Annotated in this window: 27 protein-coding genes; 5 read left to right on the top strand and 22 right to left on the bottom strand. The window is 70.0% G+C overall.

Annotation, left to right across the window (positions count from 1 at the left end):
• The first annotated feature begins 58 nt into the window (after positions 1-58).
• The 3 genes from O3W51_RS23080 (at position 59) to O3W51_RS23090 (ending at position 3,001) form a co-directional block, all read left to right on the top strand.
• Positions 59-1,144 (top strand): alpha/beta fold hydrolase, encoded by a 1,086-nt coding sequence (locus O3W51_RS23080; protein WP_198358955.1) that lies wholly within the window; start codon positions 59-61, stop codon positions 1,142-1,144.
• A gap of 100 nt (positions 1,145-1,244) precedes the next feature.
• A complete protein-coding gene (pgeF, locus tag O3W51_RS23085; RefSeq protein WP_138354833.1) occupies positions 1,245-1,961 on the top strand; it encodes a peptidoglycan editing factor PgeF in 717 nt (238 codons plus the stop codon).
• A gap of 188 nt (positions 1,962-2,149) precedes the next feature.
• Positions 2,150-3,001 carry a siderophore-interacting protein gene (locus O3W51_RS23090; RefSeq protein ID WP_138354832.1) on the top strand — a complete coding sequence of 284 codons (852 nt, stop codon included), beginning with the start codon at positions 2,150-2,152 and terminating at the stop codon, positions 2,999-3,001.
• A 103-nt stretch (positions 3,002-3,104) separates the two neighbouring features.
• Here O3W51_RS23090 and O3W51_RS23095 read toward each other — a convergent pair whose 3' ends face one another.
• The 15 genes from O3W51_RS23095 to O3W51_RS23165 form a co-directional block, all read right to left on the bottom strand.
• On the bottom strand, positions 3,105-3,884 hold the full coding sequence (locus O3W51_RS23095; protein WP_198358953.1) for an ABC transporter permease: 780 nt from the start codon (positions 3,882-3,884) through the stop codon (positions 3,105-3,107).
• The gene (locus tag O3W51_RS23100; RefSeq protein WP_138354830.1) at positions 3,881-4,900 is read right to left on the bottom strand and encodes an ATP-binding cassette domain-containing protein; all 1,020 of its coding nucleotides are present in this window, start codon (positions 4,898-4,900) and stop codon (positions 3,881-3,883) included. Before O3W51_RS23100 ends, O3W51_RS23095 begins: the two co-directional genes overlap by 4 nt.
• 197 nt (positions 4,901-5,097) lie before the next feature.
• A complete protein-coding gene (locus O3W51_RS23105; RefSeq protein WP_269287272.1) occupies positions 5,098-5,784 on the bottom strand; it encodes a PadR family transcriptional regulator in 687 nt (228 codons plus the stop codon).
• A 177-nt stretch (positions 5,785-5,961) separates the two neighbouring features.
• Positions 5,962-8,778: a DEAD/DEAH box helicase gene (locus O3W51_RS23110; RefSeq protein WP_198358951.1), complete on the bottom strand. Its 2,817-nt coding sequence runs from the start codon at positions 8,776-8,778 to the stop codon at positions 5,962-5,964.
• 105 nt (positions 8,779-8,883) lie between these two features.
• Positions 8,884-9,771 (bottom strand): diacylglycerol kinase, encoded by an 888-nt coding sequence (locus O3W51_RS23115; protein ID WP_138354827.1) that lies wholly within the window; start codon positions 9,769-9,771, stop codon positions 8,884-8,886.
• Between the two features lie 78 nt (positions 9,772-9,849).
• Positions 9,850-10,776, bottom strand: coding sequence for a twin-arginine translocase subunit TatC (gene tatC / locus O3W51_RS23120; protein WP_138354826.1), 927 nt, complete (start codon positions 10,774-10,776; stop codon positions 9,850-9,852).
• Between the two features lie 61 nt (positions 10,777-10,837).
• A complete protein-coding gene (gene tatA / locus O3W51_RS23125) occupies positions 10,838-11,119 on the bottom strand; it encodes a Sec-independent protein translocase subunit TatA (protein WP_138354825.1) in 282 nt (93 codons plus the stop codon).
• 279 nt (positions 11,120-11,398) lie between these two features.
• Entirely contained in the window at positions 11,399-11,602 is a 204-nt protein-coding gene (locus tag O3W51_RS23130; protein WP_138354824.1) for a hypothetical protein, read from the bottom strand.
• A gap of 112 nt (positions 11,603-11,714) precedes the next feature.
• Positions 11,715-11,975, bottom strand: coding sequence for a hypothetical protein (locus O3W51_RS23135; RefSeq protein ID WP_138354823.1), 261 nt, complete (start codon positions 11,973-11,975; stop codon positions 11,715-11,717).
• Between the two features lie 9 nt (positions 11,976-11,984).
• Positions 11,985-12,932 carry a helix-turn-helix transcriptional regulator gene (locus O3W51_RS23140; RefSeq protein WP_138354822.1) on the bottom strand — a complete coding sequence of 316 codons (948 nt, stop codon included), beginning with the start codon at positions 12,930-12,932 and terminating at the stop codon, positions 11,985-11,987.
• A 14-nt stretch (positions 12,933-12,946) separates the two neighbouring features.
• Entirely contained in the window at positions 12,947-13,888 is a 942-nt protein-coding gene (locus O3W51_RS23145; RefSeq protein ID WP_138354821.1) for a helix-turn-helix transcriptional regulator, read from the bottom strand.
• A gap of 109 nt (positions 13,889-13,997) precedes the next feature.
• Positions 13,998-14,369 carry an FKBP-type peptidyl-prolyl cis-trans isomerase gene (locus O3W51_RS23150; protein ID WP_138354820.1) on the bottom strand — a complete coding sequence of 124 codons (372 nt, stop codon included), beginning with the start codon at positions 14,367-14,369 and terminating at the stop codon, positions 13,998-14,000.
• Positions 14,370-14,410: 41 nt separating this feature from the next.
• The gene (locus tag O3W51_RS23155; RefSeq protein WP_138354819.1) at positions 14,411-15,424 is read right to left on the bottom strand and encodes an FKBP-type peptidyl-prolyl cis-trans isomerase; all 1,014 of its coding nucleotides are present in this window, start codon (positions 15,422-15,424) and stop codon (positions 14,411-14,413) included.
• Positions 15,425-15,580: 156 nt separating this feature from the next.
• On the bottom strand, positions 15,581-16,942 hold the full coding sequence (pafA, locus tag O3W51_RS23160) for a Pup--protein ligase (RefSeq protein ID WP_138354818.1): 1,362 nt from the start codon (positions 16,940-16,942) through the stop codon (positions 15,581-15,583).
• A gap of 9 nt (positions 16,943-16,951) precedes the next feature.
• Positions 16,952-18,199 carry an MFS transporter gene (locus O3W51_RS23165; protein ID WP_138354817.1) on the bottom strand — a complete coding sequence of 416 codons (1,248 nt, stop codon included), beginning with the start codon at positions 18,197-18,199 and terminating at the stop codon, positions 16,952-16,954.
• 113 nt (positions 18,200-18,312) lie between these two features.
• On the opposite strand from O3W51_RS23165, the gene O3W51_RS23170 reads away from it, so the two are divergent.
• Positions 18,313-19,332, top strand: a complete 1,020-nt coding sequence (locus O3W51_RS23170; RefSeq protein WP_138354816.1) for a LacI family DNA-binding transcriptional regulator — start codon at positions 18,313-18,315, stop codon at positions 19,330-19,332.
• 184 nt (positions 19,333-19,516) lie between these two features.
• Here O3W51_RS23170 and prcA read toward each other — a convergent pair whose 3' ends face one another.
• The 6 genes from prcA to arc form a co-directional block, all read right to left on the bottom strand.
• Positions 19,517-20,266 carry a proteasome subunit alpha gene (gene prcA, locus O3W51_RS23175; protein ID WP_138354815.1) on the bottom strand — a complete coding sequence of 250 codons (750 nt, stop codon included), beginning with the start codon at positions 20,264-20,266 and terminating at the stop codon, positions 19,517-19,519.
• 64 nt (positions 20,267-20,330) lie between these two features.
• Positions 20,331-21,176 (bottom strand): proteasome subunit beta, encoded by an 846-nt coding sequence (gene prcB / locus O3W51_RS23180; protein WP_198358942.1) that lies wholly within the window; start codon positions 21,174-21,176, stop codon positions 20,331-20,333.
• Positions 21,128-21,718, bottom strand: a complete 591-nt coding sequence (locus O3W51_RS23185) for an endonuclease VII domain-containing protein (protein WP_198358932.1) — start codon at positions 21,716-21,718, stop codon at positions 21,128-21,130. Before O3W51_RS23185 ends, prcB begins: the two co-directional genes overlap by 49 nt.
• Before the next feature lie 9 nt (positions 21,719-21,727).
• Positions 21,728-21,946, bottom strand: coding sequence for a ubiquitin-like protein Pup (locus O3W51_RS23190; protein ID WP_138354812.1), 219 nt, complete (start codon positions 21,944-21,946; stop codon positions 21,728-21,730).
• 108 nt (positions 21,947-22,054) lie between these two features.
• Positions 22,055-23,566, bottom strand: coding sequence for a depupylase/deamidase Dop (gene dop, locus O3W51_RS23195; protein ID WP_138354811.1), 1,512 nt, complete (start codon positions 23,564-23,566; stop codon positions 22,055-22,057).
• A gap of 241 nt (positions 23,567-23,807) precedes the next feature.
• A complete protein-coding gene (gene arc / locus O3W51_RS23200) occupies positions 23,808-25,574 on the bottom strand; it encodes a proteasome ATPase (protein ID WP_138354810.1) in 1,767 nt (588 codons plus the stop codon).
• A gap of 252 nt (positions 25,575-25,826) precedes the next feature.
• Between arc and O3W51_RS23205 the strand changes: the two genes are divergently transcribed.
• Positions 25,827-26,126, top strand: a complete 300-nt coding sequence (locus O3W51_RS23205; protein WP_138354809.1) for a ferredoxin — start codon at positions 25,827-25,829, stop codon at positions 26,124-26,126.
• A gap of 45 nt (positions 26,127-26,171) precedes the next feature.
• On the opposite strand, the gene O3W51_RS23210 is transcribed toward O3W51_RS23205, so the two are convergent.
• Entirely contained in the window at positions 26,172-26,732 is a 561-nt protein-coding gene (locus O3W51_RS23210; RefSeq protein WP_138354808.1) for a hypothetical protein, read from the bottom strand.
• Positions 26,733-26,897 lie beyond the last annotated feature (165 nt).

Consider the following 26,897-nt stretch of genomic DNA (forward strand, 5'->3'; position numbering starts at 1 on the left):
AGAGTGTCCGTGGGGGCGGTCCGCCCCCGACGGGCCATCGACGACCGGGACAGCCGCCTTGGAACACGCACGAACGAACGAAGAGTCCGCCGCGGACACCGTCCCGCAGGCGCCCGCCGCCGATGCGCCGGCGGAGGTGCCCGCGGAGGCGCCGTCCGGTCCCGCCCCGGCCCCGCGGCGCTCCCGGCTGCGGTGGTGGGCCCGGCGTACCGCGCTGGTCTGTGCGGCGCTGCTGGTCACGGTGACCGCCGCGTCGTTCGTGTACAACGTGTTCACCTCCGACCGGGCCGCGCCGCCACCGGGGCTGACGTACGTCGAGGCGGCCGGTGTCCACACCCGCTACCAGGCGTGGGGCGGGACGGGCTCGCCCGTCGTCCTCGTGCACGGGGCCTTCGAGTCGGCCGACACCTGGTCGCGGCTGGCCCCGCTGCTCGCCCGGAACCACCGGGTGTACGCCCTGGACCTGACCGGCTCGGGGTACAGCGAGCGGAGCGGCCCGTACACCGTCGACCACTTCACCCGGCAGTTGCTGGGTTTCCTCGACGCCATGCGGCTGGGCGGTCCCGGTGAGCGCCCGATCCTGGTCGGCCACTCCAGCGGCGCGGCGATGGTCGCCGAGGCCGCGCTGCGCGCGCCCGGGCGGATCGGCGGGGTGATGCTCCTCGACGGCGACGCCCTCGACACGGGCGCCGGCCCGCCGCCCGCGCTGCGTTACGTGCTGATCGATCCGTACCGCACCACCCTGCTGCGGCTCGGGCTCGGCTCCGACCGGCTGATCCGCAAGGTGTACGACTCCCAGTGCGGGCCCGGCTGCCCGCGGCTGGACGGCGCGGGTCTCGACCAGTGGCGGCGGCCGCTGCGGGTGGCGGGCGCCGAGGGCGCCCTGTGGAGCATGCTGGGCGAGGGCGTACCCGGCATGTCCGCCGACCGGCTGGCGGGGCTGCGCCAGGTGGATGTGCCCAAGGCTGCCGTGTTCGGCGCGCAGGACGACGTGTTCAGCCGGCGGACGCCGGCCGAGACCGCCGCACGCATCGGAGCCCCCGCCCCGACACTGATCCCCGGCGCCCGCCATCTGACGATGATCTCCAGCCCGGACGCGGTCGCCGCCGCGGTGGAAGCGCTCGCCGGCCGTACCGCCGGGTGATCCGGCAACCGGCGCGGGCCCTCCGGGGCGGGCCGCCGCTCCGGCCGGTACCGGCCGGGGCCGTACGCTGCTGGCACAGGCCGACCGAGGGAGACCGCGCATGGAACTGGCACCGCGAGTGCGGTACGCCGTCACCGACCGGCACGGCGGGGTGAGCAGGGCCCCGTACGACAGCAGGAACCTCGGCGGGGCCACCGGCGACGACCCGGCCGCCGTCCGCCGCAACCGGCAGCTGACCGCGTTCGAGCTGGGTCTCGACACCTCACGGGTCGTCCACATGCGCCAGGTGCACAGTGCGACGGTGGCCGATGTGACCGCGCCCTTCGGCCCGGACGCGCCGCCGCTCGACGCCGTCGTGACCTCCGAGGTCGGCCTCGCGCTGGCCGCGCTGGCGGCCGACTGCGCCTCGGTGCTGCTGGCCGACCCGGTGGCCCGGGTCGTCGGCGCCGCGCACTCAGGACGGGTGGGAACGGTGGCCGGCGTCGTGCCCGCCACCGTCGACGCCATGGTCGCCAAGGGCGCCGACCCGGCCCGGATGGTCGCCTTCATCGGGCCGACCGCCTGCGGCGCGTGCTACGAGGTGCCCGACGCCATGCGCGAGGAGATCTGCGCCACGCTCCCCGAGGCGTGGGCGACCACCACCCAGGGCACCGCCGGACTGGACGTACGGGCGGGCATCGCCGGGCAGTTGACCCGCGCCGGCGTGGCCGAGGTCCGGCACGACCCGCGCTGCACCATCGAGTCGAAGGAACTGTTCTCGTACCGGCGGGAGCAGACCACCGGGCGGTTCGCCGCCTACGTCTGGCTGACGCGGTAGTCGTCGGCGATGGCGGTGACCGTGTCGGTACTCATGTGGATCATCAAAGGGAACCGGCGCTCCGGTGGCGGGAGTTCACCGGCCTAGTGATCATTCCGATATGCGCCGCCCAGGATATGGACCAATCAGTTAGGCTTACCTAAGTTGTGTCCGAGTTACCCAGGTGAACGAGAGGGTGGGAAGAGTCCATGGCGGACCGTCCGGCGCGCAGGACCCCGAAGCTCAACCGGGCGCGCGTACTGCGCACCGAACGCATCACCCCGCACATGATCCGTGTGGTGCTCGGTGGCGAGCAGCTCGCGGACTTCGGTGCGGGCGAGCACACCGATCACTACATCAAGCTGCAGTTCCCGGTGGACGGGGTCGCGTACCCCGAGCCCATGGACCTGGAAACGGTCCGCCGGGACTTCCCCCGCGACCAGTGGCCGCGCACCCGCACCTACACCGTGCGCGCCTGGGACCCGCAGGCGGTGGAACTGACCGTCGACTTCGTGCACCACGGCGACGAGGGCATCGCCGGCCCGTGGGCGGCCCGGGTGCAGCCCGGCGAGGAAGTGCTGTTCGGCGGCCCCGGCGGCGCGTACTCACCCGGCGAGGACGCCGACTGGCATCTGCTCGCGGGTGACGAGAGCGCCCTGCCGGCCATCGCGGCGTCCCTGGAGCGGCTGCCCGAGGGAGCGCTCGCGAAGGCGTTCATCGAGGTGGCGGGCCCCGAGGAGGAGCAGGAGATCATCCCGTCGGGGAAGGCGGACATCGTCTGGCTGCACCGCGGCGACCGGCCGATCGGCGCCGCGCTCGTGGAGGCGGTGCAGGCCCTGGAGTTCCCGCAGGGCACCGCACAGGCCTTTGTGCACGGCGAGGCGACGTTCGTGAAGGAACTGCGGCGCCACCTGCGGATCGACCGCGGCCTGGAGCGCGGGCAGCTCTCCATCTCCGGCTACTGGCGGCGCGGCGCCGACGAGGACGGCTGGCAGGCCTCGAAGCGCGAGTGGAACCAGCAGGTCGAGCAGGAGCAGGAAGCCGTTCCGGCCACTTCCTGACAGCGGCGTTGCTGACGGCGGGCGCACCACACGGCGGCGCGCTGAGCGCACACGGCGGCCGGGCCCGGATGTTCCGGGCCCGGCCGCCGTTTCCGTACCGTCCTCAGACCGACTTCTGGTACGCGCGGAAGGTGCGGGTGGACAGCCACACCGCGGCCACCGCCAGCGCCAGCAGCGCGCCGCCGCGGCTGAGCACCGAGCCCCAGTCGGGGTCGGCGGCCATCGCCGAACGGCCCGCCACCAGCGCCCAGTTGACCGGGTTGAAGTCGGCGATGTGCCGCATCCACGACGGCATCAGCGTCACGGCCATGAAGGCCGAGGACAGGAACGTCAGCGGCAGCAGCAGGAAGGTGTTGATGCCGATGATGCTCTCGCGCTGCCGCACCAGCATGCCGAGCGCGTTGGAGAACGCGCCGAACACCGTGCCGAGCAGGATCGACGCGATGACCAGGATCACCAGTCCGGTGACGCCGCCCGGGTAGTCGGCGCCGCCCAGCTTGCCCAGCAGCACGATCACCACGGACTGCAGCGCGGTGCTGATGCCCTGCTGCACCACGTTGGCGTTCATCAGCGCCGCCCGGCTGACCGGGGTGACGAGGAAGCGGTCCAGCGTGCCGCGTTCGATCTCCTCAAGGGTGCCCATGCCCGCCCACATGCTGGAGGACAGGGCGCTCATCACCACCACGCCCGGCACCAGGTAGTCCAGGTAGGACGTGGTGCCGAAGCCGCCCAGCTCGACGACCTTGCGGAACAGCGAGCCGAAGAGGAACAGCCAGATCACCGGCTGCACCAGGGTGATCACCAGGAACGCCGGCTGCCGCAGGATCGCGGTCAGTTGACGCTGCGTCATGTACCAGGTGTGGTTCAGGGTCGCCGTACTCATCGGGCACCTCCAGCGGTGGCCGGGACGGGAGCGCCGTCACCGGTGTCGGCGTCCGCGAAGCGGCGGCCGGCGTACCGCAGATAGACATCGTCGAGAGAGGGCCGGGCCACGGTCACCGAGGCGACGGCCGCGCCCTCGCGTTCGAGGACGGCGAGCACATGCGGCACCGCGGAGGGACCGTCGTCGGCGCGGGCCCGCAGATGACGGCCGTCGACGACCGCCTCCCGGACGCCCGCGAACTCCGACAGCGCCGTCTCCAGCAGCCGGGCGTCGAGCGGACCGGTGTCCTCCCGCAGCACGACCTGGACGGCGTCGCCGTGCAGTTCGCCCTTCAACTCGTCGGGGGTGCCCTCGGCGACGACCCGGCCGCGGTCGACGATCGCGACGCGCTCGGCGAGCCGGTCGGCCTCTTCGAGGTAGTGGGTGGTCAGCAGGATCGTCAGGCCCTCGTCACCGGCCAGCCGGGAGATCTCCTCCCACATGGCGGTGCGCGCCTCGGGGTCGAGACCGGTGGTGGGCTCGTCGAGGAACAGCACCTCGGGCCGGTGGACCAGCCCGATGGCCACGTCCAGCCGGCGCTGCATACCGCCGGAGTACGTCTTGACCAGCCGCTTGCCGGCATCGGTGAGATCGAAACGGTCCAGCAGCTCATCGGCCCGCCGGGTCAGCGCGGCGCCCCTGAGCCCGTAGAGCCGCCCCTGCAGAAGCAGGTTCTCCCGGCCGGTGGCGACCGGGTCGGCGCCGGACTTCTGCGCGACCACGCCGATGGCCCGGCGGACCCGGTCCGGATGGCGCAGCGCGTCATGGCCCGCGACGATCGCGGTCCCGGAATCCGGACGGGCGAGCGTGGTGAGGATCTTGACGGTGGTCGACTTGCCGGCGCCGTTGGGGCCCAGCAGTCCGAAGACCGTGCCCGCTCCGACGGTGATGTCCATGCCGTCCAAGGCCTTGATGCCGCCGGGATACGTCTTGATCAGATTGAGCGCCGCCACAGCGGGCGCGCGGGTGGTCGTCATGAGGTGCCTCCGCATATCGGTGTTCGGTGTCTGCCGAACCGATCGCGGGAAGGAGCCGGGCTATCCTGGGTGTGCCGCACCTGGATCGCCTGGCACCTGCTTCGCGCGGTTGTCCGGCCGATGGGTTACGCCTCCGGTGTCCGCTGTTCCCGCAGCGGGCGCCGGAGTTGTTGTTTCCGGGGGTGGTACTCCCGAGGTCAGAGCTCCTTCATGTGCTCCCTGAACTGTTCGCCGATCCCGGAGTCCGCGACCCGCTTCTCGATCTCCGCCCATTCGCCGGGGATCTCGCCGCTCTGCTGCCAGGACCGCCACTCGGCGACGCCGGAGACCGTTCCCGCGGCCAGCTCGGCGAGGAAGCCACGGGTCCAGGCGATCTCCGCCTCGACCATGTGGACCTGGTACTCGGTCTCGATGAGGAACATCCGGGGCAGGTCCCCGTCCAGCTTGCCGAGCACCCCGCGGATCGCCTCCACCTGGATCTCCAGCTTGGCGACCCGCTCCCCGAGCAGCCCGACCGCCTCGTCCGGCGGCAGCATCAGAATCAGCGAGAGCGCCGCCTCATAGGCCGGATACTCCCGCACCGGCACGGCCACCAGATCGGCGAGCCAGTCGTGCATCTCCACCCGCCCGGACGTGGTCAGGCCGTACAGGGTCCGCTCGGGACGGTTACCCTGCCGCTGCGTACCGGCGATCTCGACGAATCCGTGCTTCTCGAGGTTCTGGACGACGGTGTAGAGCGAGCCGTAATTGATCTTGATGCTCTGCTCCTTCCCCCGCTGCCGAAGCACCTGCGCAATCTCGTACGGATGCATCGGCCGCTCCCCCAGCGTGGCCATCACCGCCAGCGCCAACGGATTGGACAGCTTCCGCCGCTTCGCCATCATCCTCACCTCGCTTCCGGATATCCGTGGCCGAGCATATCGCGTGTACGCGAGTGCGACAAGCGCGATACATCGCGAGTTTGGCGCAGGGCTCGCAGAGCCTCGGGGCTCTGTCACGACACACCAAAAACCCCGCCCACCGGTGGATCCGGCGGACGGGGTGTCGGGTACGGCGTGGGCTCAGCCCACTGAGGAGTACGCCACTACTCCGCGGCGCAGGGCGTCGACGGCCTTGCGGGCGTTCTTGCGGACCGGGCTGTCGGTGGGGGCCGCGTCGGAGATCTGGCCGAGTACGTCGATGACCTGCTTGCACCAGCGGACGAAGTCACCGGCCGGCATCTCGGCGTCACCGAGGACCGCGTCCAGGCCGTGGCCCGACGCCCAGCGGTAGACCGGCCAGGCGAAGCCGAGGTCCGGCTCGCGCTGGCCGACGCCCTCGGTCTGGTGGATCCGGTGGTCCTCCTCCAGCGCGTCGAGCCGGCCCCAGATCCTGACCATCTCGGCGAGCGCCTCCTTGGCGTTGCCGGTCGGGAGCTTGGGCGCCAGCGCGTCGTCGGACTGGCGGGCCTCGAAGACCAGCGCCGAGACGCACGCCGCCAGTTCGGCCGGGCCGAGGCCGTCCCAGACGCCCTCGCGCAGGCACTCACTGGCCAGCAGGTCCAGCTCGCCGTAGAGCCGGGCGAGCCGCTTGCCGTCGGCGGTGACCTGCTCGCCCTGCAGATAGCCGAGCTCGGTGAGCAGCCCGCAGATCCGGTCGAAGGTGCGCGCGATGGTGTTGGTGCGGCCCTCGATGCGCCGCTCCAACTGCTTGGTGTCGCGCGCCAGCCGGTGATAGCGCTCCGCCCAGCGGGCGTGGTCCTCGCGCTCGTCGCACCCGTGGCAGGGGTGCGCGCGGATCTCGGTGCGCATCCGGGCGATCTCGGTGTCGTCGGCCGCCGCGGCCCGCGACTTGCGGTGCCGCTCCGGCTCGTAGTGCCCTGCCTTGGTCCGCATCGCGGAGGCCAGGTCGCGGCGGGACTGCGGGCTGCGCGGGTTGAACGACTTCGGGATCCGCATCCGGTCGACGGCTTCGACCGGCACCGGGAAGTCGATCTGCGCCAGCCGCTTGACCTGCCGTTCGGCGGTGAGCACCAGCGGACGCGGGCCGTCCTGATGGTCCTCGTGCCGCCGGTGGCCGGGGCTGCGGCCGGCCGGGACACCGGGTTCGAGCACCAGCGCGAGCCCGGCGTACTTGCCCGCCGGGACATGGATGATGTCGCCCGGCTTGAGCTTCTCCAGCGCGTCCGACGCGGCGGCCCGCCGCTGCGTGGCGCCCTGCCGCGACAGTTCGGCCTCGCGCTCCTTCAACTGGCGGCGCAGCCGCATGTAGTCGTCGAAGTTGCCGAGGTGGCAGGTCATCGACTCCTTGTAGCCGTCGAGCCCCTCCTCGTTGCGCTGCACCTGCTTGGAGATCCCGACGACCGACCGGTCGGCCTGGAACTGCGCGAAGGAGGTCTCCAGCAGCTCCCGTGAGCGGTGCCGCCCGAACTGGCCGACCAGGTTGACCGCCATGTTGTACGACGGCTTGAAGGACGAGCGCAGCGGATACGTCCGGGTGCCGGCCAGCCCCGCGACCGCGCCCGGGTCGAAGCCGCGCTGCCACAGCACGACGGCATGGCCCTCGACGTCGATACCGCGGCGGCCGGCCCTGCCGGTCAGCTGGGTGTACTCGCCGGGGGTGATGTCGGCGTGCGTCTCGCCGTTCCACTTCACGAGCTTCTCGAGCACCACGGAGCGGGCCGGCATGTTGATGCCCAGGGCCAGGGTCTCGGTGGCGAAGACCGCCTTGACCAGGCCCTTGAGGAACAGCTCCTCGACGACCTCCTTGAAGGTCGGCAACATGCCGGCGTGGTGCGCGGCGACGCCGCGCTCCAGGCCCTCCAGCCACTCGAAGTACTTCAGGACGTGCAGGTCCTCGTCCGGGATCGCCTTGGTGCGCTCCTGGACGATGGCCCGGACCCGCTCCCGGTTCTCGTCGCTGTTCAGCCGCAGCCCGGCGTACAGGCACTGCTGGACGGCCGCCTCGCAGCCGGCCCGGCTGAAGATGAAGGTGATGGCCGGCAGCAGCCCCTCGGAGTCGAGCCGGTCGATCACATCGGCGCGGCTGGGCGTCCAGACCTTGCCGCTCGACCGGCGCTCCCGCTCCCGGTCCGCCTCGTAACCGCGCTTGTGCCGGTCACGGGGGTGGACGGTCCGCTGGTTCTCCATCCGGGCGAGGCGTACGAGGTCCGGGTTGACCTCACGGCGGGCGGCCTCGGCGGCGCCCTCCTTCTCCTCGAAGAGGTCGTACATCCGGCGGCCGGCCAGCACGTGCTGCCACAGCGGCACCGGGCGGTGCTCCGAGACGATCACCTCGGTGCTGCCGCGCACCGTGTCGAGCCAGTCGCCGAACTCCTCGGCGTTGGAGACGGTCGCCGACAGCGACACCAGCGTCACGGACTGCGGGAGGTGGATGATCACCTCTTCCCAGACGGCACCGCGGAACCGGTCGGAGAGGTAGTGGACCTCGTCCATCACGACATAGCCGAGGCCGTCGAGCGCCGAGGATCCGGCGTAGAGCATGTTGCGCAGCACCTCGGTGGTCATCACGACCACCGGTGCGTCGCCGTTGACACTGTTGTCACCGGTCAGCAGACCGACCTTGTCCGCGCCGTACCGCTGGACGAGGTCGCTGAACTTCTGGTTCGACAGGGCCTTGATCGGGGTGGTGTAGAAGCACTTGCGGCCCTCGGTGAGGGCGAGGTGGACGGCGAACTCGCCGACAATGGTCTTTCCGGAGCCGGTCGGCGCGGCGACCAGCACTCCGCTTCCGGCCTCCAGAGCCTGACATGCCGCGATCTGGAACGGATCCAGGTCGAAGTCGTACAGCGCGCGGAACGGCGCGAGGGCAGTGGCCTGATCGGCCGCGCGACGCCGGTCTGCGGCGTAGCGCTCGGCGGGGGACATCTCATCGGTCATCTTGCCACCGAGCGTACCGGCCCCCACCGACACACCGCGTGATCTTTTATTCGTATCGACGCCCGGACCCGCGGCGGACGGGCGGCGGACCAGCGCGGTCGAACATCAGACCAGTAGCCGCAGGGCCCCCGGCACCGTCACGGCGGTCATCGGCAGCGGCCCCATCCGCTCACCGTCCGCGTATCCCGTCACCCCGTCCGCGGCGAGCCGCACCCGCGCCGCCCGGTGCACGGTGACCTTCGGATGGCTGGGATGCGTCCCCCGGTACACCCGGGGGAAGACCGTCAGGAGCGTGGTGCGGCTGCACGGCCCGACGACGGTGATGTCGAACAGCCCGTCGTCGAGGGCCGCGTCGGTACAGATCCGCATACCGCCGCCGTACGACGACCCGTTGCCGACCGCGATCAGGGTCGCCTCGATCTCCCGTTCCGGGCCGTCGTCGAGCTGGATCCGGTACGGGATCGGGCGCAGGGCGGCGAGTTCGGCGAGCATCGCGACGTCGTAGCGGAAGCGCCCGGTGGGCCAGCGCATCCGGTTGCCGCGGTCGTTGACCCGCGAGTCGAAGCCGGAGGCCAGTACGGTCCCGAACCAGCGGTCCCCCACCCTGCCCAGGTCGACGGCCCGGGTGCGCCCGTCCTTGAGCGCGTCGGCCACCGCGCGGCCGGCGGCCGCGGGGTCGCGGACCGGCAGCCCGGTGGCGCGGGCGAAGTCGTTGCCGGTACCCACCGCGATCACGCCCAGTGGGGTGTCGGTGCCCGCCACCGCCTGCAGCGCCAGTGAGACCATCCCGTCGCCGCCGACGGCCACCAGTGCGCCGGTCCCCGCGGCGACCGCCTCGCGAGCCCGTACGAGGGCGTCGGCGGCGTCCTGGCCGACGACGGTGCGGACAGTGAACCCGGCCTCCCGCAGCGCGTGGGCGGCCGGCTGCGCGGCCTGCGCGCCCCGGCCGCGCCCCGCGGTGGGATTGACGAAGAGCGTGATGTCGCTGGTCACGCGCGGACCCTACCGCGCGTGATCACCCGCGTCGAGGTCGAGCGGCGAGCGACGACGGTCGAGGTGCGACGGTCGGGATCAGGTGGCGTCGTCGAAGTCGTCGGTGGGACGCTCCGACGCGGCCGGGGCCGGTGCGGCGCCGACCTGCTCGGGAATGTGGTCGAGGCTGGACGCCTCGTCGTCGTCGAGCGAGAAGTCCGGATCGGCCTCGCGGCGGCGGCGCTTGCGGAGGTCGTTGAAGAACGCGATCCCCACGGCCCCGAAGTACAGGAACACGATGGGAGCGGCGAGCAGCGACATCGAGAACGGGTCGCCGGTGGGCGTGGCCACCGCGGCGAAGATCGTGATGCCGAGGACCATCACCCGCCACCAGCCGAGCATGCGCTTGGCGGTGAGCACTCCGGTGAAGTTCAGCAGCACCAGCAGCAGCGGCAGTTCGAAGGCGCAGCCGAAGACGATGATCATGCGCACGACGAGGTCGAGGTAGTCGTCGAGCGGGAACAGGTTGCGCGCGTCGTCGACCGTCAGGTCGATCATGATCTGCGCGGTCTGCGGCAGGATCACGTAGGCGAGATAGCCGCCGCCGAGGAAGAGCGGCACGCCCGCGGCGACGAAGGAGATCGCGTAGCGCTTCTCCTTGGTGTGCAGTCCCGGCGCGAGGAACGCCCAGAGCTGGTACAGCCAGATCGGCGTCGTGGCCACCAGGCCGGCCATCAGGGAGACCTTCATGGCGATCGCGAACGGGCCGGTCAGCCCGTTCACCGTCATCTCCGCGCACGGCTGGCCGTCGGCGCCCTTGATCTGGCCGTTGACGCAGCCCACGGACTTCAGCACCGGGTGCATGAAGAATTGGATGATGTCGCGGTAGAAGAACGACGCGACGATCGTGACGACGATAATCGCCAGTACCGACTTCAGCAGCCGGTTGCGCAACTCACGCAGGTGATCCGCGAGCGGCATGCGCCCTTCGGGATCCTTCTCCTGCTTGCGGGCAGACTTGAGCACCCACGTCCTCGTCTCGTGCGGCAGCCGTCAGCGGCTTGTTGCGAACCGGTACGGGCTGAGGTCAGCCCTGGGTGGTGTGGTTCGGCTCCGTCACCGGGCGGGCGCTGGTCACATCGCCGGGCGCGGCCTGGATCGTCTTCGGCGCGGCGGGCGTGGACTCTGCGGTGTGGGTGTCGGCCACCGGAGCCTCGTCGTCCTTCTTCATCGCCTTGGCCTCGCTCTTGAGGATGCGGGCCGACTTGCCGAGCGACCGGGCCATGTCGGGAAGCTTCTTGGCGCCGAACAGCAAGATGATGACGAGAAGGATGAGGACGATCTCGAGGGGCTTGAGATTGCCGAGCATAAGTGTCTACCTTCTCACCGAGGCGGCGTGGGTCCATGTCTTCGGCGACCCGGACGTGTGTCCGTACCGCCGTACTGGCTGTGATCGTAGCCTGCGGTGGTAAACGACCGGCAACCCGTCGGCAACCACCAGGTGCGACCCCTGCCGCTCATTCATGGGGCCACGTTACGCAGCGTACCCTCCGGGACGGCCGGGAACGAGAGCCGTTGTGTAACACCGGAGCGGTCCCGGTCCGCGAACCCGGGATCACGCCAGGTCCAGGGGCCGGCGGGTGGCGCGTCACTGCCGGGAGATGTCCCCCGCGCGCTCCGCGAGCGGCTCCGCGGCCCGGCTCAGCCGGTCGGCGGCGCGGGAGAGGTCGTCGGTGCTCCTGGCCACCTGCCGGGCCAGCCGCTGGACCTCGGCGAAGAGCCGGACGGCGAGTGCGCCGAGCACGAGGATGCCGGCGGTCGAGAGGCCGACGTACAGGTAGAGCCACCACATGGCACCGACCCTATCGGCTCGGCCGGCGCCCGGATGTCCTCGGGGCACCGGGGCACCGGGGCACCGCGGCCGGCCGGGCCTCCGGACGGCGGCCGTGGCGCCGGCGTCGGCGTCAGCAGATGTGCAGGCGCATGGTGCGCACCCCGCCACCGGTGAGCAGCTCGATGATCCGCTCCCCCGCCGGCTTGCGGACCGCCAGCCCGCACTCCGGACAGGTGAAGGAGTAGAACGTGGTCCGGTGGGTGCGGCCGATCGCCAGCCGCAGCTCCTGCGACGCCAGCTCGAAACAGCCGCGGCAGTCCGGGCACGCGGCCTTGAAGAGCACCGCGGACGGCGCCGGGGCCGTCATCGTCGAGGTCGCTGCCCCCGTCATCGTCACTCCCTATTCTCCGTACGCCGCCAGCGCCAGCACGGCGGCCTCCCGCGCCCGGTCCGCGAGGTCGGCCGGCGAGACGATCCGGCCGTCCCGGCCCAGCCGCAGCGCGAGCCGGCGCAGCGAACCCGGGTCGGGGGTGCGCAGGCTGATCCGCAGGCCCCCGTCGGGCAGCTCGTCGGCGCTGTCGTACGGGTAGTACTCGGCGACCCAGCGGCCGCCGGGACCCACCTCGATGACGACCTCCGGGTCGTCGCCCGCCGGCTGCACCAGCCCGAGGGACAGGTCGCGCGGCTCGATCCGCGGCGGGTCGGACGGCTCGTCGAGCAGTTTGATCTCCGCGACCCGGTCGAGCCGGAAGGTCCTGCGGTCCTCCGACAGCCGGCACCAGCCCTCGAAGTAGGTGTGGCCGACCGCGAAGAGCCGGATCGGGTCCACCTCCCGCTCGGTCAGCGCGTCCCGGGCCGGCGAGTAGTAGCGGATCCACAGCCGGCGCCGTTCGGCGATGGCCCGGTCCACATCGGCGAAGACGCTGCCCTCGGACTCGAAGGTCACCGAGAGCTGGGAGCTGGCGGCCGCCACCTCGCCGGCCGCGGTCTCCAGCTTCGCGGTGGCCCGCAGCAGCGCCTGCCGGTCGCTGTCGCGCAGCCCCGGCAGGTTCGCCACCGCCCGCGCCGCCACGAGCAGCGCCGTGGCCTCGTCGGCGGCCAGCCGCAGCGGCTGCGCCACATCGTCGACGTTGTGCCACCAGATCCGCTCGCCGTCGGTGTCGATGTCGAGCAGGTCACCGCCGCGGAAGCTCGTACCGCACAGCGGCAGCACGTTCAGGTCGCCGATCAGCTCGGCCTCGGTGACGCCGAAGGCGCGGGCCACATCGGTGACGCGGGCGCCGGGGCGCTCCCGCAGATAGGTGACCAGGGAGAGCATCCGCCGGGTCTGGTCGATCGCGTTCGCCATGTCGTGAAGTCCCGTCAGTCCTTGGCCACGGCACGCAGCCGGTCCACCACATCGGCCCGCAGTTCGGCGGGTTCCAGGACCACCACGTCGGGGCCGAACTCCACCAGCCAGGCGTCGAGTCCATGCCCGTACGGGATCTCCAGTTCGTCCCATTCGGCGTCCACCGGCTCGGACGTCACGGCCTTGGCGCGCAGCGGATAGCCCGAGTCGCGGCGCAGCCGGATCCGGGCGGTCGCGGTGGCGCCCTCGCCGGCCCAGCTGGCGACGGCGGCACGGACGTCCACGTGGTCGGGGACCGGGGCGCTGAAGGCACCGCCGCGGGAGCGGACCTTGCCGGAGATGCGGGAGAGCCGGAAGACCCGGACCGCGCCGCGGTCACGGTCCCAGCCGGCCAGGTACCAGTGGCCGCGCCAGCACTCCAGGGCCCACGGCTCGACCTGCCGCGGCTCGGGGCGCACCGCGTTCGCCTTGCGGTAGTCGAAGGAGACGGCCCGGCGCTCGCGCGTCGCGACCATCAGCGGCTCGAACGCCGGTTCCGGGGTGGGGATTCGCGGTTCCAGCGCGCTGTGGGTGTCCTCGAACGGCACGCCCGCCGCCCGGAGTTTCTGCAGCGCGCCACTGGCGGCCTCGGCCAGCCGGGCCTGCTGCCACACCTTGGCGGCCAGGCTCAGCGCGGCGGCCTCCTCGGCGTCCAGCGCGATCTCGGGCAGCCGGTTGCGGTCACGGCGGGCCAGATAGCCCACATCGCCGTCGACGCTCTCCACCGTCTCGATGATGAGCCCGAGTTCCCGCAGATCGTCCTTGTCGCGCTCGAACATCCGGTTGAACGCGTCGTCGGAACCTATCTCGTGATAGGCCTCGATCGACTCGCGCAGTTCCCGTTTGCTGACGGGACGCCGGGTGTTCATCAGGCACAGCGCCAGGTTCATCAGTCGCTCGGCCTTGGCAATCGCCATCGCGCACCCTTCGTCTTCAGCTCTCGATCGACGACCGTACCGCTCCGGGGAGCTGCGGCAAAAGCGAGGGCCCACGCCTGCCGGCGTGGGCCCCCGGACACGCGCCTGCTCAGACCGAGATCAGGTCCACGACGAAGATCAGAGTCTCGCCCGGCTTGATCGCCGGGGTGGGGCTCTGGTTGCCGTAGGCGAGGTGCGCGGGGATGGTCAGCTGGCGGCGGCCGCCGACCTTCATGCCCTGCACGCCCTGGTCCCAGCCCTTGATGACGCGGCCGCCACCGAGCGGGAAGGTGAACGCGGAACCGCGGTTCCAGCTGGCGTCGAACTCCTCACCCGTGCTGAACGACACGCCCACGTAGTGGACGCTGACGTTCTGACCCGCCTTGGCCTCCTCGCCGGTGCCCTCCCAGATCTCCTTGATCTCGAGGTCGGCCGGCGGCTCGCCAACGGGGAAATCGATCTCGGGCTTCTCGATGCTCACTGCGGTAACTCCTTGATACGTTGCGGACAACCCGGACAGTCTTACACTGCTCCGAGAATCTCCACGACGAAAACGAGGGTGGAGTTGGCCGGAAGGTCGGCTCCCTTGGCCTCGGCCTTGTACGCCTGCTCCGGCGGGATGACGAGCAGCACCCGGCTGCCGACCTTCTTGCCGACGAGGCCCTTGTCCCAGCCCTCGATGACCTGACCCTGGCCGATGACGGTGCTGAACGGCGCCCCGGTCTTCCAGCTGTCGTCGAACAGCTTGGCCGTGTCCTTGCCCTCGTTGGGCTTCCAGGCCGCGCCGCTGTACTGCATGTAGACCGTCTGACCGCTCTTGATCACATCGCCCGTGCCCTCGATCAGGACCTTGTCGACGAGCGTCTTCGGCGGGTCGTTCTTCGGCACCGTGATCTTCGCCGCCTCCGCCTTCTCCGCGTCCACCTTCGGCAGGTCGGACGGGATGGCGGACTGCGTGCCCGTGACATGGCTCGGCATGATCCGGTCGATGTCGAGCACGAAGACGAGGGTGTCGGTGCCGGTGATACCCAGCTCCTGCTTGCCCTGCGAGCCGAACGCGGCGGCCGGCGGGGCGACGACCAGGACGCGGCTGCCGACCTTCTGGCCCAGTACGGCGTCACTGAAGGCCGGGATGATCGTCGGCGAGCCGGCCGGGATGACCTGCGCGGCGCCGCCCTTGTCGTAGGAGCCGCCGATCTCCTTGCCGCTCTTCCAGATCTTGCCGGCGAACTTGGTGACCACCAGGTCGTTCTTCTTGACCTCCGGGCCGGTGCCCGCGGTCACGGTGCTCACGACGAACTTCCCGCTCGGGTCGCCCTTGGGGATGGTGATGGTCGGCTTCTTGCCCAGCTCACCGGCGACGGTGGGCATCGGCGCGGCCGACGACACCGGCTTGGGAGCCGCGTGCTGCGTAGGCGTCGCGGAGGGCTTGGGGGTCGGCGAGTCGGCCTTCTTGTCCGAGCCGTCCCCTCCTCCGCAGGCCGCGGTGAGCATCAGAGCCGGCACGATGAGCGCGGCAGCGAGTCGGCGTCGCACAGTGGTCCTCGGGGTAGCTGGGATGGTCCGTCAGTAGCGGTCACTCTACGGCCTGCCCCGCATCACAGGACCCCGGCATGCCAGGGGCCCCGCACGCCACAGCGCGCGGGGCCCCTGAACACGAGCCACTGCCGATCACGTTCCGGCTTTCGTCGATCACATTCCGGCGATGAGCTTCTCCACCCGGTCGTCGACCGATCGGAACGGGTCTTTGCACAGCACTGTTCGCTGCGCCTGGTCATTGAGCTTCAGATGCACCCAGTCGACCGTGAAATCACGCCGCTGTTCCTGCGCGCGCCGGATGAAATCGCCGCGCAGCCTGGCCCGAGTGGTCTGCGGAGGAACGGATTTCGCCTCGAAGATCTTCAGATCACTGCAGATCCGCTTGGCCTGGCCCTTCTTCTCCAGCAGGTAGTACAGCCCCCGGCGGCGGTGGATGTCGTGATAGGCGAGGTCCAGTTGGGCGACGCGCGGGTGGGACATCGTGATGTTGTCCCGGTTCCGGTAGCGCTCGATCAGCTGGTACTTCATCACCCAGTCGATCTCGGTGCCGATGGCCGCCAGGTCACCGCTGCCGATCGACTCCAGCGCGCGGCCCCACAGCTCCAGCACCTGCTCGATCACGCCGTTGCGGATCCCGCGGCGTTCGCAGAAGTCAACAGCCTTGGAGTAGTACTCCTCCTGGATCTCCAGGGCGGACGCCTCGCGGCCGGTGGCCAGCCGCACCTTGCGGCGGCCGGTGATGTCATGGCTGACCTCGCGGATCGCCCGGATCGGGTTCTCCAGGGTCAGATCCCGCATCACGATGCCCGCCTCGATCATGCGCAGCACGAGGTCGGTGGCACCGACCTTCAGCAGCATGGTCGTCTCGGACATGTTCGAGTCGCCGACGATGACGTGCAGGCGCCGGTAGCGCTCCGCGTCCGCGTGCGGCTCGTCACGGGTGTTGATGATGGGTCGGGAACGGGTGGTCGCCGAGCTGACGCCCTCCCAGATGTGCTCCGCCCGCTGGCTGACGCAGAAGACCGCACCGCGCGGCGTCTGCAGCACCTTGCCCGCGCCGCAGATCATCTGCCGGGTGACCAGGAACGGAATGAGGATGTCGGCGAGGCGGGAGAACTCGCCGTGTCGCGCGACGAGGTAATTCTCGTGACATCCGTAGGAGTTTCCCGCGGAGTCGGTGTTGTTCTTGAACAGATAGACATCGCCGGCGATGCCCTCTTCGTGCAGACGCCGTTCGGCGTCCACCAGAAGGCCTTCGAGGATGCGTTCGCCGGCCTTGTCATGGGTGACCAGCTCGGTCAGATTGTCACACTCCGGAGTGGCGTACTCCGGGTGCGAGCCGACATCGAGGTAGAGGCGGGCGCCGTTGCGCAGAAAGACATTGCTGCTCCGGCCCCATGACACGACACGGCGGAAGAGGTACCGCGCCACCTCGTCAGGAGACAGACGCCGCTGCCCCCTGAACGTGCATGTGACGCCGTACTCGTTCTCCAGCCCGAAAATGCGGCGGTCCATGACTGAACATTACGCCTGATGCGTGGTCGTGAAACCGGGTTCGACCCCACCGATTCGATCTTTTTCCAACTCGGTTTTCAGGTTTGGGGACGCGAGGAATCGGGCGGTCGCGACCAGCACCGCCAGTGCGATGAATCCACCGGCCGCCGCGACGGCGAATCCGGCGGCGACCCCGCCGAACTGCGCGGCGGGTCCCGCGGCGGCCGTTCCCAGCGAGGCGCCGACGCCGATCGCGGTCACCAGCCAGGAGAACGCCTCGGTCACCGTGCCGCTCGGCGCGTGCCGGTCCACCACCACGAACGCGCAGGCCAGTACCGGCGCCAGGAACACCCCCGCGAGCCCGGACAGGACCGTCATCGCGACCACCCCGGGGACGAGCACCAAGGGCGCGTAACAGACGGCCAGTCCGACGGTGAGCACCCGCAGCCGGCGCTCCGGCGTACCCGGCCAGGTCCTGGCGCCGTACGTCACACCGCCGATGAGCGCGCCGAGCCCGAGCGCCGACAGCAGATAGCCGTTCACCATGCCGCCGCCGTGCACATCCCCGTACGCGACCGCGGCGACCGCGATCGAGCCGAGCGCGACACCGACGAAGAACAGGCAGCCGATCAGCGCGCGCAGCCCCGGGGCGCGCAGCGGTCCGAGCCAGTCGGCGGCCCGCGGTTCCGCCCGCCACTCGCGGGACGGCGGGGCCGTCACGACGCCCAGCGCGCCCACGACGCCGACCGCCGCGATCCACAGCACGGCGGCGGCCTCGGAGAACAGCGCGACCAGGCCGGTGACGAGGACCGGGCCGATGGTGAACAGCAGCTCCTGGGCGGCGGCGTCCAGGGCGTAGGCGGCGTGCAGCCGGTCCTCGCTCTTGAGGACGCCGGGCCACAGCGCGCGCAGCCCGCCTTCCAGCGGCGGGGTGAACAGCCCGGCGACCGCCATCGCCACACAGGCCACCGGCAGCGGGTCGGGGCCCACCAGGGCGAACAGCACCATGCCGGCGGCCGACAGGACGGCCGCGGGGAGCATCACCCGCGGCTGGCCGTACCGGTCGACGATCCGGCCCAGCAGCGGCTGGCCGATGGCCGTGCCCAGCCCGTAGAGCGCGCCCAGCGAACCGGCGAGCGAGTAGCTGCCCCCTTCGGAGCGGGTCAGCAGCACGATGCACAGCGCGGCCGTCGCGTTGGGCAGCCGGCCGATCAGCGTGCCGCCGAGCAGCCGGCCGGCATACCGCGTCCTCAGAAGATCCCCGTACCCCGCCGCCATGCCGGCTCCTCTCCCCCGGTCGCCGCCCGTCGCCGCCGAAGTGTTACGTATAACTTGATGCGTCATACGTACCATGACGGCAGGCCGCGGGTCCATCCGCGGGGACCGGAAGGATGCCCGGAGTGACCGATACCGCACGCCCCACCTCACGGGACGTGGCGCGGGCCGCGGGTGTCTCGCAGGCGACCGTTTCGCTGGTCCTGGGCGGAAAGTCCCGCGGGCGGGTCTCCGAGCGCACGGCGGAAGCGGTCCGGGCGGCGGCCCTGGCACTGGGCTACCGGCCGAACCTCGCCGCCCGCAACCTCCGGCTCGGCCGCACCCGGACGGCCCTGCTGGTCGTCCCGGCCCTGACCAACGAGTACTTCGCCCGGGTCTACACCGGCGCCGCCCGCGTCGCGGCGGAGCACGAGTTCGGCGTGGTGCTCTACCCGTCACCCGACGGCATCGGGCCGGCCCGCGACCCCTTCGGCTCGGCCCGCGCCTCGCTCGACGGCGTCATCGCGTCCTCGATGGCCGCCGACGCGCTCGACGCCATCGGCGGCGGCGACCTGCCGCTCGTGATGCTCGACAGCGACCCCGGCGCGGCCGGCGCCGGCGCCACCGTCAACTTCGACATCGCCGACGGGATGCGGCAGGTGGCCCGCTGTCTGCTCGGCCTCGGGCACCGCCGGTTCACTCATATGGCCTCAGCGGTCGACACCTGGACGTTCCACGTCCGCGCCGCCGCACTGGCCGGCACGCTGGCGGGCACGGGCGACGTGACCCTGCACACCGAGCGCTCCGCGCACAGCGTCGAGGACGCACGGCTCGCCGCCGAACGCGCCCTCACCCGGCCCGGGCCCCGGCCCACTGCCCTGGTCTGCGACGACGACATCCTCGCCGCCGGTGCGTGCAAGGCCGCCCGCCGACTGGGCCTGCGGGTGCCAGCCGATGTGTCCGTGACCGGATTCGACGACCTCGCGCTCGCCACCGCGGTCGAACCGGAACTCACCACGGTCCGGCTCCCCGCCGACGAGATCGGCGGCCGGGGCATGGCGGCGCTGCTGGCCGTCCTGGACGGCCGCCCGGCGAACAGCGCCGACCTCCCGGTGGAACTCGTGGTCCGCGGTTCGACGGGGCCGCCGGCGGCGTGAGACACCCCCTCCGGCAGGCGGGAGCGAACGTGAGGGGGCCGGGTCCGCAGGGGTGGGGTTTCGAAATGCTGCCGAGCTATTTGTGGGCCGCCAGGCCCGTAAATAGTCGATTTCGAAGCCCCGCCCCGGAGGACCCGGCCCCCGTCACCGGAGCACCGGCACAAGCCACGCGGCGGGCCGCCGGCTACTCCTCTTCCTCGTCCGAAGGATCATCCGTCTTGGTGGTCGCAGCGCTGTCCGCCTCCAGGAGACGGGCCAGCTGACGACCCAGGATCCGCTTGAACTTGCGCTGCTGCGGTCGCGTCCGGTCCAGCACCGCGACCTCCAACTGCTCGGCGGTGAGCGTGCGTTCCCCGCCGTTGCTGTCCCGGCCGAGGGACTCGGCCGCCAGTTTCAGCGCCTCCGCGAGCGTCATGCCGTCGCGGTGCCGCTGGTCCAGATACGCGCCGATCGAGTCCGAGTTGCCGCCGACCGCCACCGCGCCGTGCTCATCGACGATCGAGCCGTCGTGCGGCAGCCGGTAGATCTGGTCGTCCTCGGCGGCCGCGCCGACCTCCGCGACGATCAGCTCCACCTCGTACGGCTTCTCGCCGACGCTGGAGAAGATGGTGCCCAGGGTCTGGGCGTAGACGTTGGCCAGACCGCGGGCCGTGACGTCCTCACGGTCGTAGGTGTAGCCGCGCAGGTCGGCGTAGCGCACGCCGCCGATCCGCAGGTTCTCGAACTCGTTGTACTTGCCCACCGCCGCGAACGCGATCCGGTCATAGATCTCGCTGACCTTGTGGAGCGCGCGGGACGGGTTCTCGGCGACGAACACGATGCCGTCGGTGTACTGCAGCACGACGACGCTGCGGCCGCGCGCGATGCCCTTGCGGGCGTACTCCGCACGGTCGGCCATGGCCTGCTGGGGTGAGACATAGAACGGCGTCGACACCGGCTATCCGTCCCTTTCTGTCAGGTGACGAGGGTCTTCTTCTCGATCCGGTCCTGCCGGACCGTCAGAGCAGCTCGGCACGCGGGCCGTCGGGCTGTTCCAGCCGGCGCTCGTGGATGGCACGGACGACGTCGGAGGACTCGTCCTCGGTGAGCCTGCGGAAGCCCTCGTCGGTGATGACGGTGACGATCGGATAGATGCGCCGCGCCAGGTCCGGTCCGCCGGTGGCCGAATCGTCATCGGCCGCGTCGTACAGGGCCTGTACGACCAGCGTGATCGCCTGGTCCTCCGTCAGATCCTTGCGGTACAGCTTCTTCATCGAACCGCGGGCGAAGACCGAACCCGATCCGGTCGACGCGAAGCCGTGCTCCTCGGAGCGCCCGCCCGTCACGTCGTAGGAGAAGATCCGGCCCTTTTCGCGGTCCACGTCGTATCCGGCGAACAGCGGAACGACGGCCAGTCCCTGGAGCGCCATCCCGAGGTTCCCACGGATCATCGTGGAGAGCCGGTTCGCCTTGCCCTCCAGGGAGAGCACCGCGCCCTCGATCTTCTCGTAGTGCTCCAGCTCCAGCTGGAACAGCCGCACCATCTCCACGGCCAGCCCGGCGGTGCCGGCGATGCCCACGGCCGAGTACTCGTCGGCCGGGAAGACCTTCTCGATGTCCCGCTGCGCGATGATGTTGCCCATCGTCGCGCGCCGGTCACCGGCGAGGATCACCCCGCCGGGGAACGTCGCGGCGACGATGGTCGTGCCGTGCGGGATCTCGACGGCGCCCTGGAGCGGCGGCAGGCTCCGGTTGCGGGGCAGCAGATCCGGTGAGTGCTCGCCGAGGAAGTCGATGAACGAGGACGAGCCAGGCGTCAGGAAGGCAGCCGGTAGACGCCCTGTGCTACGAGTGTTGGCTTCCACACGTTTCCTTCCAGGTAAGCGGCAGCCCGGCGGATGGCATCAGGCCGGTCTTTCAACTGCCCCAGCGCGGCATTGCAGCTGAAGCACAGTACGCCTCGGACCCTACCCGTCTCGTGGCAGTGATCCACATGTTCTGCCGAAGCGGCCAAACAGATCGGGCACACGCCCGCTTGAGAGGCGATCAGCTCGTCACGCTCGGATATCGTGATGCCGTACTTCCGCTTGAAGTAGCTCTCACGGTTGCGGCCGGCGCGACAGGGCCTGCAGTAGCTGGACCAGCCGTCAGGCGAAGTGGAATTGCGTTCCCAGTCCGCAAACGGCTTGATCGTTTCGCACTGCGGGCACCTCTTGGAGCCTTCCGGTACCTCGAACTTCGGCCGGACCGCACGGCCTTTGGCTTCTTGACGCTGCCGGCAATACTCGGCTGAGCAGTTCCGGCAGTACGCCTGAAGACCATCCTCCGTCGACCGATTGCCGGCGAAGGCGCCGTGCGGCAGCGTCCCTTTACACCGAGAGCAGCGCTTCGATTTCGCGTCGTTCATATACGTGGACTACTGTCCACCCTTCTGAACGAAGGACCTCACGAAATCCTCAGCATTGGCCTCGAGTACATCGTCGATTTCGTCCAGGATGTCGTCGACGTCCTCCGAGAGCTTCTCGTGGCGCTCCTTGAGTTCGTCCGAGGCTTGCGCGTCCTGCGCTACCTCTTCGACTTCTTCTGTGGCGCGTGTCGCCTTCTGCTGTCCGCCGTCGGTGTCCTTCGTAGCCATGACGCTCACCCCGCTCGGTTGCGTTTCCCACTTGATCAGACCCTACAAGCCGGGTCCGACATCGGCCCTGTTTCCGCTCACTTGCTTGATTCCCGGTTCTGGGCCATTTCAGCCGCCGGAAAGGATGCGGACCAAGTCTTCCGCCGTACGACAGCGGTCCAGGAGCTCCTTGACGTGGTTGCGGGTGCCGCGTAGCGGCTCCAGGGTCGGCACCCGCTGCAGGGAGTCCCGGCCCGGCAGATCGAAGATGACCGAATCCCAGGAGGCGGCGGCGACGTCGTCGGCGTACTGCTCCAGGCAGCGGCCGCGGAAGTAGGCGCGGGTGTCCTCGGGGGGCTTGGTCTCGGCCCGTACGACCGCAGGCTCGTCCAGCAGCCGTTTCATGCGGCCGCGGGCCACCAGACGGTTGTAGAGGCCCTTGTCGGGCCGTACGTCGGCGTACTGGAGGTCCACGAGGTGCAGGCGCGCGGCGTCCCATTCCAGGCCGTCACGGCGCCGGTAGCCCTCCAGGACCTCTTTCTTGGCGACCCAGTCCAGCTCGCCCGACAGGCTCATCGGGTTGTTCTCCAGCCGGTTCAGGACGTCCTCCCAGCGGCTGAGGACATCCTTCGTCTGGTCGTCCGCGTCGGCGCCGAACCGCTCCTCGACGTACTTGCGGGACAGGTCGAAGTACTCCATCTGGAGTTGTACGGCGGTCAGCGTCCGGCCGCTGCGGAGCGTGATGAGATGTTGCAGTGTGGAGTCGTGGCTGACCTGGTGCAGGGTGCGCACCGGCTGGTCCACGGCCAGGTCCACCTTGATGAAGCCGTCCTCGATCATCGACAGCACCAGGGCGGTGGTGCCGAGCTTGAGGTAGGTCGAGATCTCGGAGAGGTTGGCGTCCCCGATGATGACGTGCAGCCGCCGGTACTTCTCCGCGTCCGCGTGCGGTTCGTCCCGGGTGTTGATGATGGGGCGTTTGAGGGTGGTCTCCAGGCCGACCTCGACCTCGAAGTAGTCGGCGCGCTGGCTCAGCTGGAAGCCGTGGTCGTGGCCGTCCTGGCCGATGCCGACGCGGCCGGCCCCGGTGACGACCTGGCGCGAGACGAAGAACGGCGTCAGATGGCGCACGATGTCCGAGAAGGGGGTCTCCCGCTTCATCAGATAGTTCTCGTGGGTGCCGTAGGACGCGCCCTTGTTGTCGGTGTTGTTCTTGTACAGGTGGATCGGCTGGGCGCCGGGGAGCTGCGCGGCCCGTTCTGCGGCCTCGGCCATGATGCGCTCGCCCGCCTTGTCCCACAGGACGGCGTCGAGCGGGTTGGTGACCTCGGGTGAGGAGTACTCCGGGTGGGCGTGGTCGACGTAGAGCCGCGCGCCGTTGGTGAGGATGACATTGGCCAGGCCGATGTCCTCGTCGGTGAGCTGGCTCGAGTCCGCCGTGTCACGGGCGAGGTCGAAGCCCCGGGCGTCACGGAGCGGATTCTCTTCCTCGAAGTCCCAGCGGGCGCGGCGCGCCCGGTGCATCGCCGCCGCGTACGCGTTGACGATCTGGGACGAGGTGAGCATGGCATTGGCGTTCGGGTGGCCGGGAACGGAGATGCCGTACTCCGTCTCGATACCCATTACTCGCCGTACGGTCATGCGGCCCTCCTTGCCCGGCGCCGCCCCGTGCTGGGGCTGACGCTCAAGTACCGCTGCGCATATGGCCCGAGCGCGACTGCTGTTCCCTGAGCCGCACTGCATGGCGCGGTACGGAAGAGCCTAGAACGCGATGGCGGCGGTGGGGAGATCATTTCACTCATTGCTCCGGTCCTGGCCTACCTGTGGACAAACACTCCGGCTGCGGGAACCCGGTCGGGGCGCCCGCAGCCGGAGGTCTGCTTTACAGGTACTGCCCGGTGTTGGCCACGGTGTCGATGGAGCGGCCGGTGTCCGCGCCCTGCTTTCCGGTGACGAGCGTGCGGATGAACACGATCCGCTCGCCCTTCTTGCCGGAGATGCGGGCCCAGTCGTCGGGGTTGGTGGTGTTGGGCAGGTCCTCGTTCTCCTTGAACTCGTCGACACAGGCGGCGAGCAGGTGGGCGACGCGAAGACCGCGCTGGTTGTGGTCGAGGAAGGCCTTGATCGCCATCTTCTTGGCCCGGTCCACGATGTTCTGGATCATCGCTCCGGAGTTGAAGTCCTTGAAGTACAGGACCTCCTTGTCGCCGTTGGCGTACGTGACCTCCAGGAAGCGGTTCTCCTCCGTTTCGGTGTACATCCGCTCGACGACGGCCTGGATCATGGCCTCGACGGTGCCGGCCTTCGATCCGCCGTGCTCCGACAGGTCCTCGCTGTTGAGCGGGAGTGTCGGAACCAGGTACTTCGAGAAGATGTCCTTGGCCGCCTCGGCGTCCGGCCGCTCGATCTTGATCTTGACGTCCAGACGGCCGGGCCGCAGGATCGCCGGGTCGATCATGTCCTCGCGGTTGGAGGCGCCGATGACGATGACGTTCTCCAGGCCCTCCACCCCGTCGATCTCGGCGAGCAGCTGGGGGACGATGGTGTTCTCCACGTCCGAGCTGACACCGGATCCGCGGGTGCGGAAGAGGGATTCCATCTCGTCGAAGAAGACGATGACGGGGGTGCCCTCGCTCGCCTTCTCCCTGGCTCGCTGGAAGACCAGGCGGATCTGACGCTCGGTCTCACCGACGTACTTGTTGAGGAGTTCGGGACCCTTGATGTTCAGGAAGTAGCTCTTCCCCTGCGGCTGTCCCGTGACTTCGGCGACCTTCTTGGCAAGGGAGTTGGCCACTGCCTTGGCGATGAGGGTCTTTCCGCAGCCGGGGGGGCCGTAGAGCAGCACGCCCTTGGGCGGGCGCAGCTCGTACTCCTTGAACAGATCCGCGTGCAGATACGGGAGTTCGACCGCGTCCCGGATCTGCTCGATCTGACCGGCGAGGCCGCCGATCTGCTGGTAGTCGATGTCAGGGACCTCTTCGAGTACGAGGTCCTCGACCTCGCTCTTGGGGACCCTCTCGTACACGTAGCCGGAGCGGGGCTCCAGCAGAAGTGCGTCGCCTACGCGGAGAGCGCCGTCCAGGAGTGGCTCGGCGAGCCACACCACCCTCTCCTCATCGGTGTGTCCGACGACCAGGGCTCGTTCGCCGTCCTCAAGGATCTCCTTGAGGGTGACGATGTCGCCGACGCGCTCGTACTTCATGGCCTCGACCACATTGAGCGCTTCATTGAGCATGAGTTCCTGACCTCGCCGGAGGTCTTCAAGTTCGACGGAGGGGCTGACGTTCACCCGCAGCTTTCGGCCGCCGGTGAAGATGTCCGCCGTTCCGTCCTCGTTCGCCTGCAGAAAGACGCCGAAACCGGCAGGAGGCTGTGCGAGCCTGTCCACTTCTTCCTTGAGGGCCACGATCTGGTCGCGGGCCTCGCGGAGAGTGTTCGCGAACCGCTCATTCTGAGCGGACACGCCTGCCAGGTTGGTCTGCAGCTCGACGATCCGCTCTTCGAGAATCCTCGTGTGACGCGGAGAGTCGGCGAGCTTACGTCGCAGGACGGCGATTTCCTGCTCAAGAAAGGCGACCTGGCTCGCGGTGTCTTCTGAACCACGAGCGGGTCGGCCGCCACGGGTGATGTCGTCGTCGTGGGCCGCCACGGTCCTCACCTCCTCCAAGGGGAGCTGGACGTTTCCAGACCCTACCTGGGCCGGTGGGGGTTGAAACCCCTAGATCACAAAGACGGTCGGGGTGTGTCCGATCTTCACCCTTGCGTACGTCCTCACGCCAGGGGGATACCCACGGATCAACATCGGAAAGCGGCCGGTTGTATCGTCGGTTCGGTCAACACCCGTCAGGGACTGTTGCGGTCCGTGTCCGGGCCGATCCATGAACGGCAGGCGAGGTACCCCGTGAGTGACGTGTCCGAGGCCGGCGCGGAAGAGCTGGAAGTCTGGATCGACCAGGACTTGTGCACCGGCGACGGGATCTGTGTGCAGTACGCGCCGGAGGTGTTCGAGCTCGACATCGACGGGCTGGCGTACGTCAAGGGCCACGACGACGAGCTGCGGCAGGCGCCGGGCGCCACGGCGCCGGTTCCGCTGACGATGCTCACCGATGTGGTGGATTCGGCCAAGGAGTGCCCCGGCGACTGCATCCATGTCCGCCGCGTCACCGATCGGGTCGAGGTGTTCGGTCCCGACGCCGGGTGACAACCGGCGGGCGGCCGGTGACGGCCGGCAGCGCCGGGTGACGGCTCAGACGCTGTTCGCGAGCGCACCCGGCGTGGCGTAGTACCGCCCGGCCCGCCACTGCCAGGTGTACGCGCGCTTCTGGTCCGGGCAGCAGCGCGGCGTGGTGTCGCTGGAGTACCCGAGGACCGTCGCCCTGATGGTGCGGCCCTGGAGCCCGAAGCCGGTGATGCTGCGCTCCTCCGCCGGATCGACCAGCGTGGCGACGATGCGCGGCGCGCTGCCCGGCGCCGCGCCGGCCGTCAGGACGAAGACGCCGGTCGGCGGGGTGCCCGCCTCGGCCGGGCAGTGCACGACGACGACGGTCTCGGGCCTGCCGTCCTGGTCCAGATCCCCCGAGACGCGGCTGACGACGTCCACCGGGGCCCCCGCGCAGTCGAGCGGGTACACGGCCGCCTTCGGGTCCGGTGCGGGCCGTGGGGTGGCCTGGGAGGCGTGCGTGGAGGCATCGGCGGGCTGGACGAGGGCGCCGGCGCCGATGATCGCGCCGAGCAGCGCGGCGGTGGAGATCCAGTGCACCGAGCGGGCTCGGGTATGCGGAAGGGCCGGTCCTGCGGAGGGCTGCACTCGCCTGGCTCCTGGGGAGTTCGTTCGAGGGGGGTGGCCAGCATGGTGCCACACGTCACACTCGGGTGGAACAGCAGGTGCGGCCGGGAGTACCGGGACAGCGGAAATGCGGGAGGCGCCGGTGCCCGCACCCCTGCGGGGGTTACCGCCCCGGCGCCCTACCGT

This window comes from Streptomyces sp. H39-C1 (assembly GCF_027158125.1).
Classification (GTDB): Bacteria; Actinomycetota; Actinomycetes; order Streptomycetales; family Streptomycetaceae; genus Actinacidiphila; species Actinacidiphila fildesensis.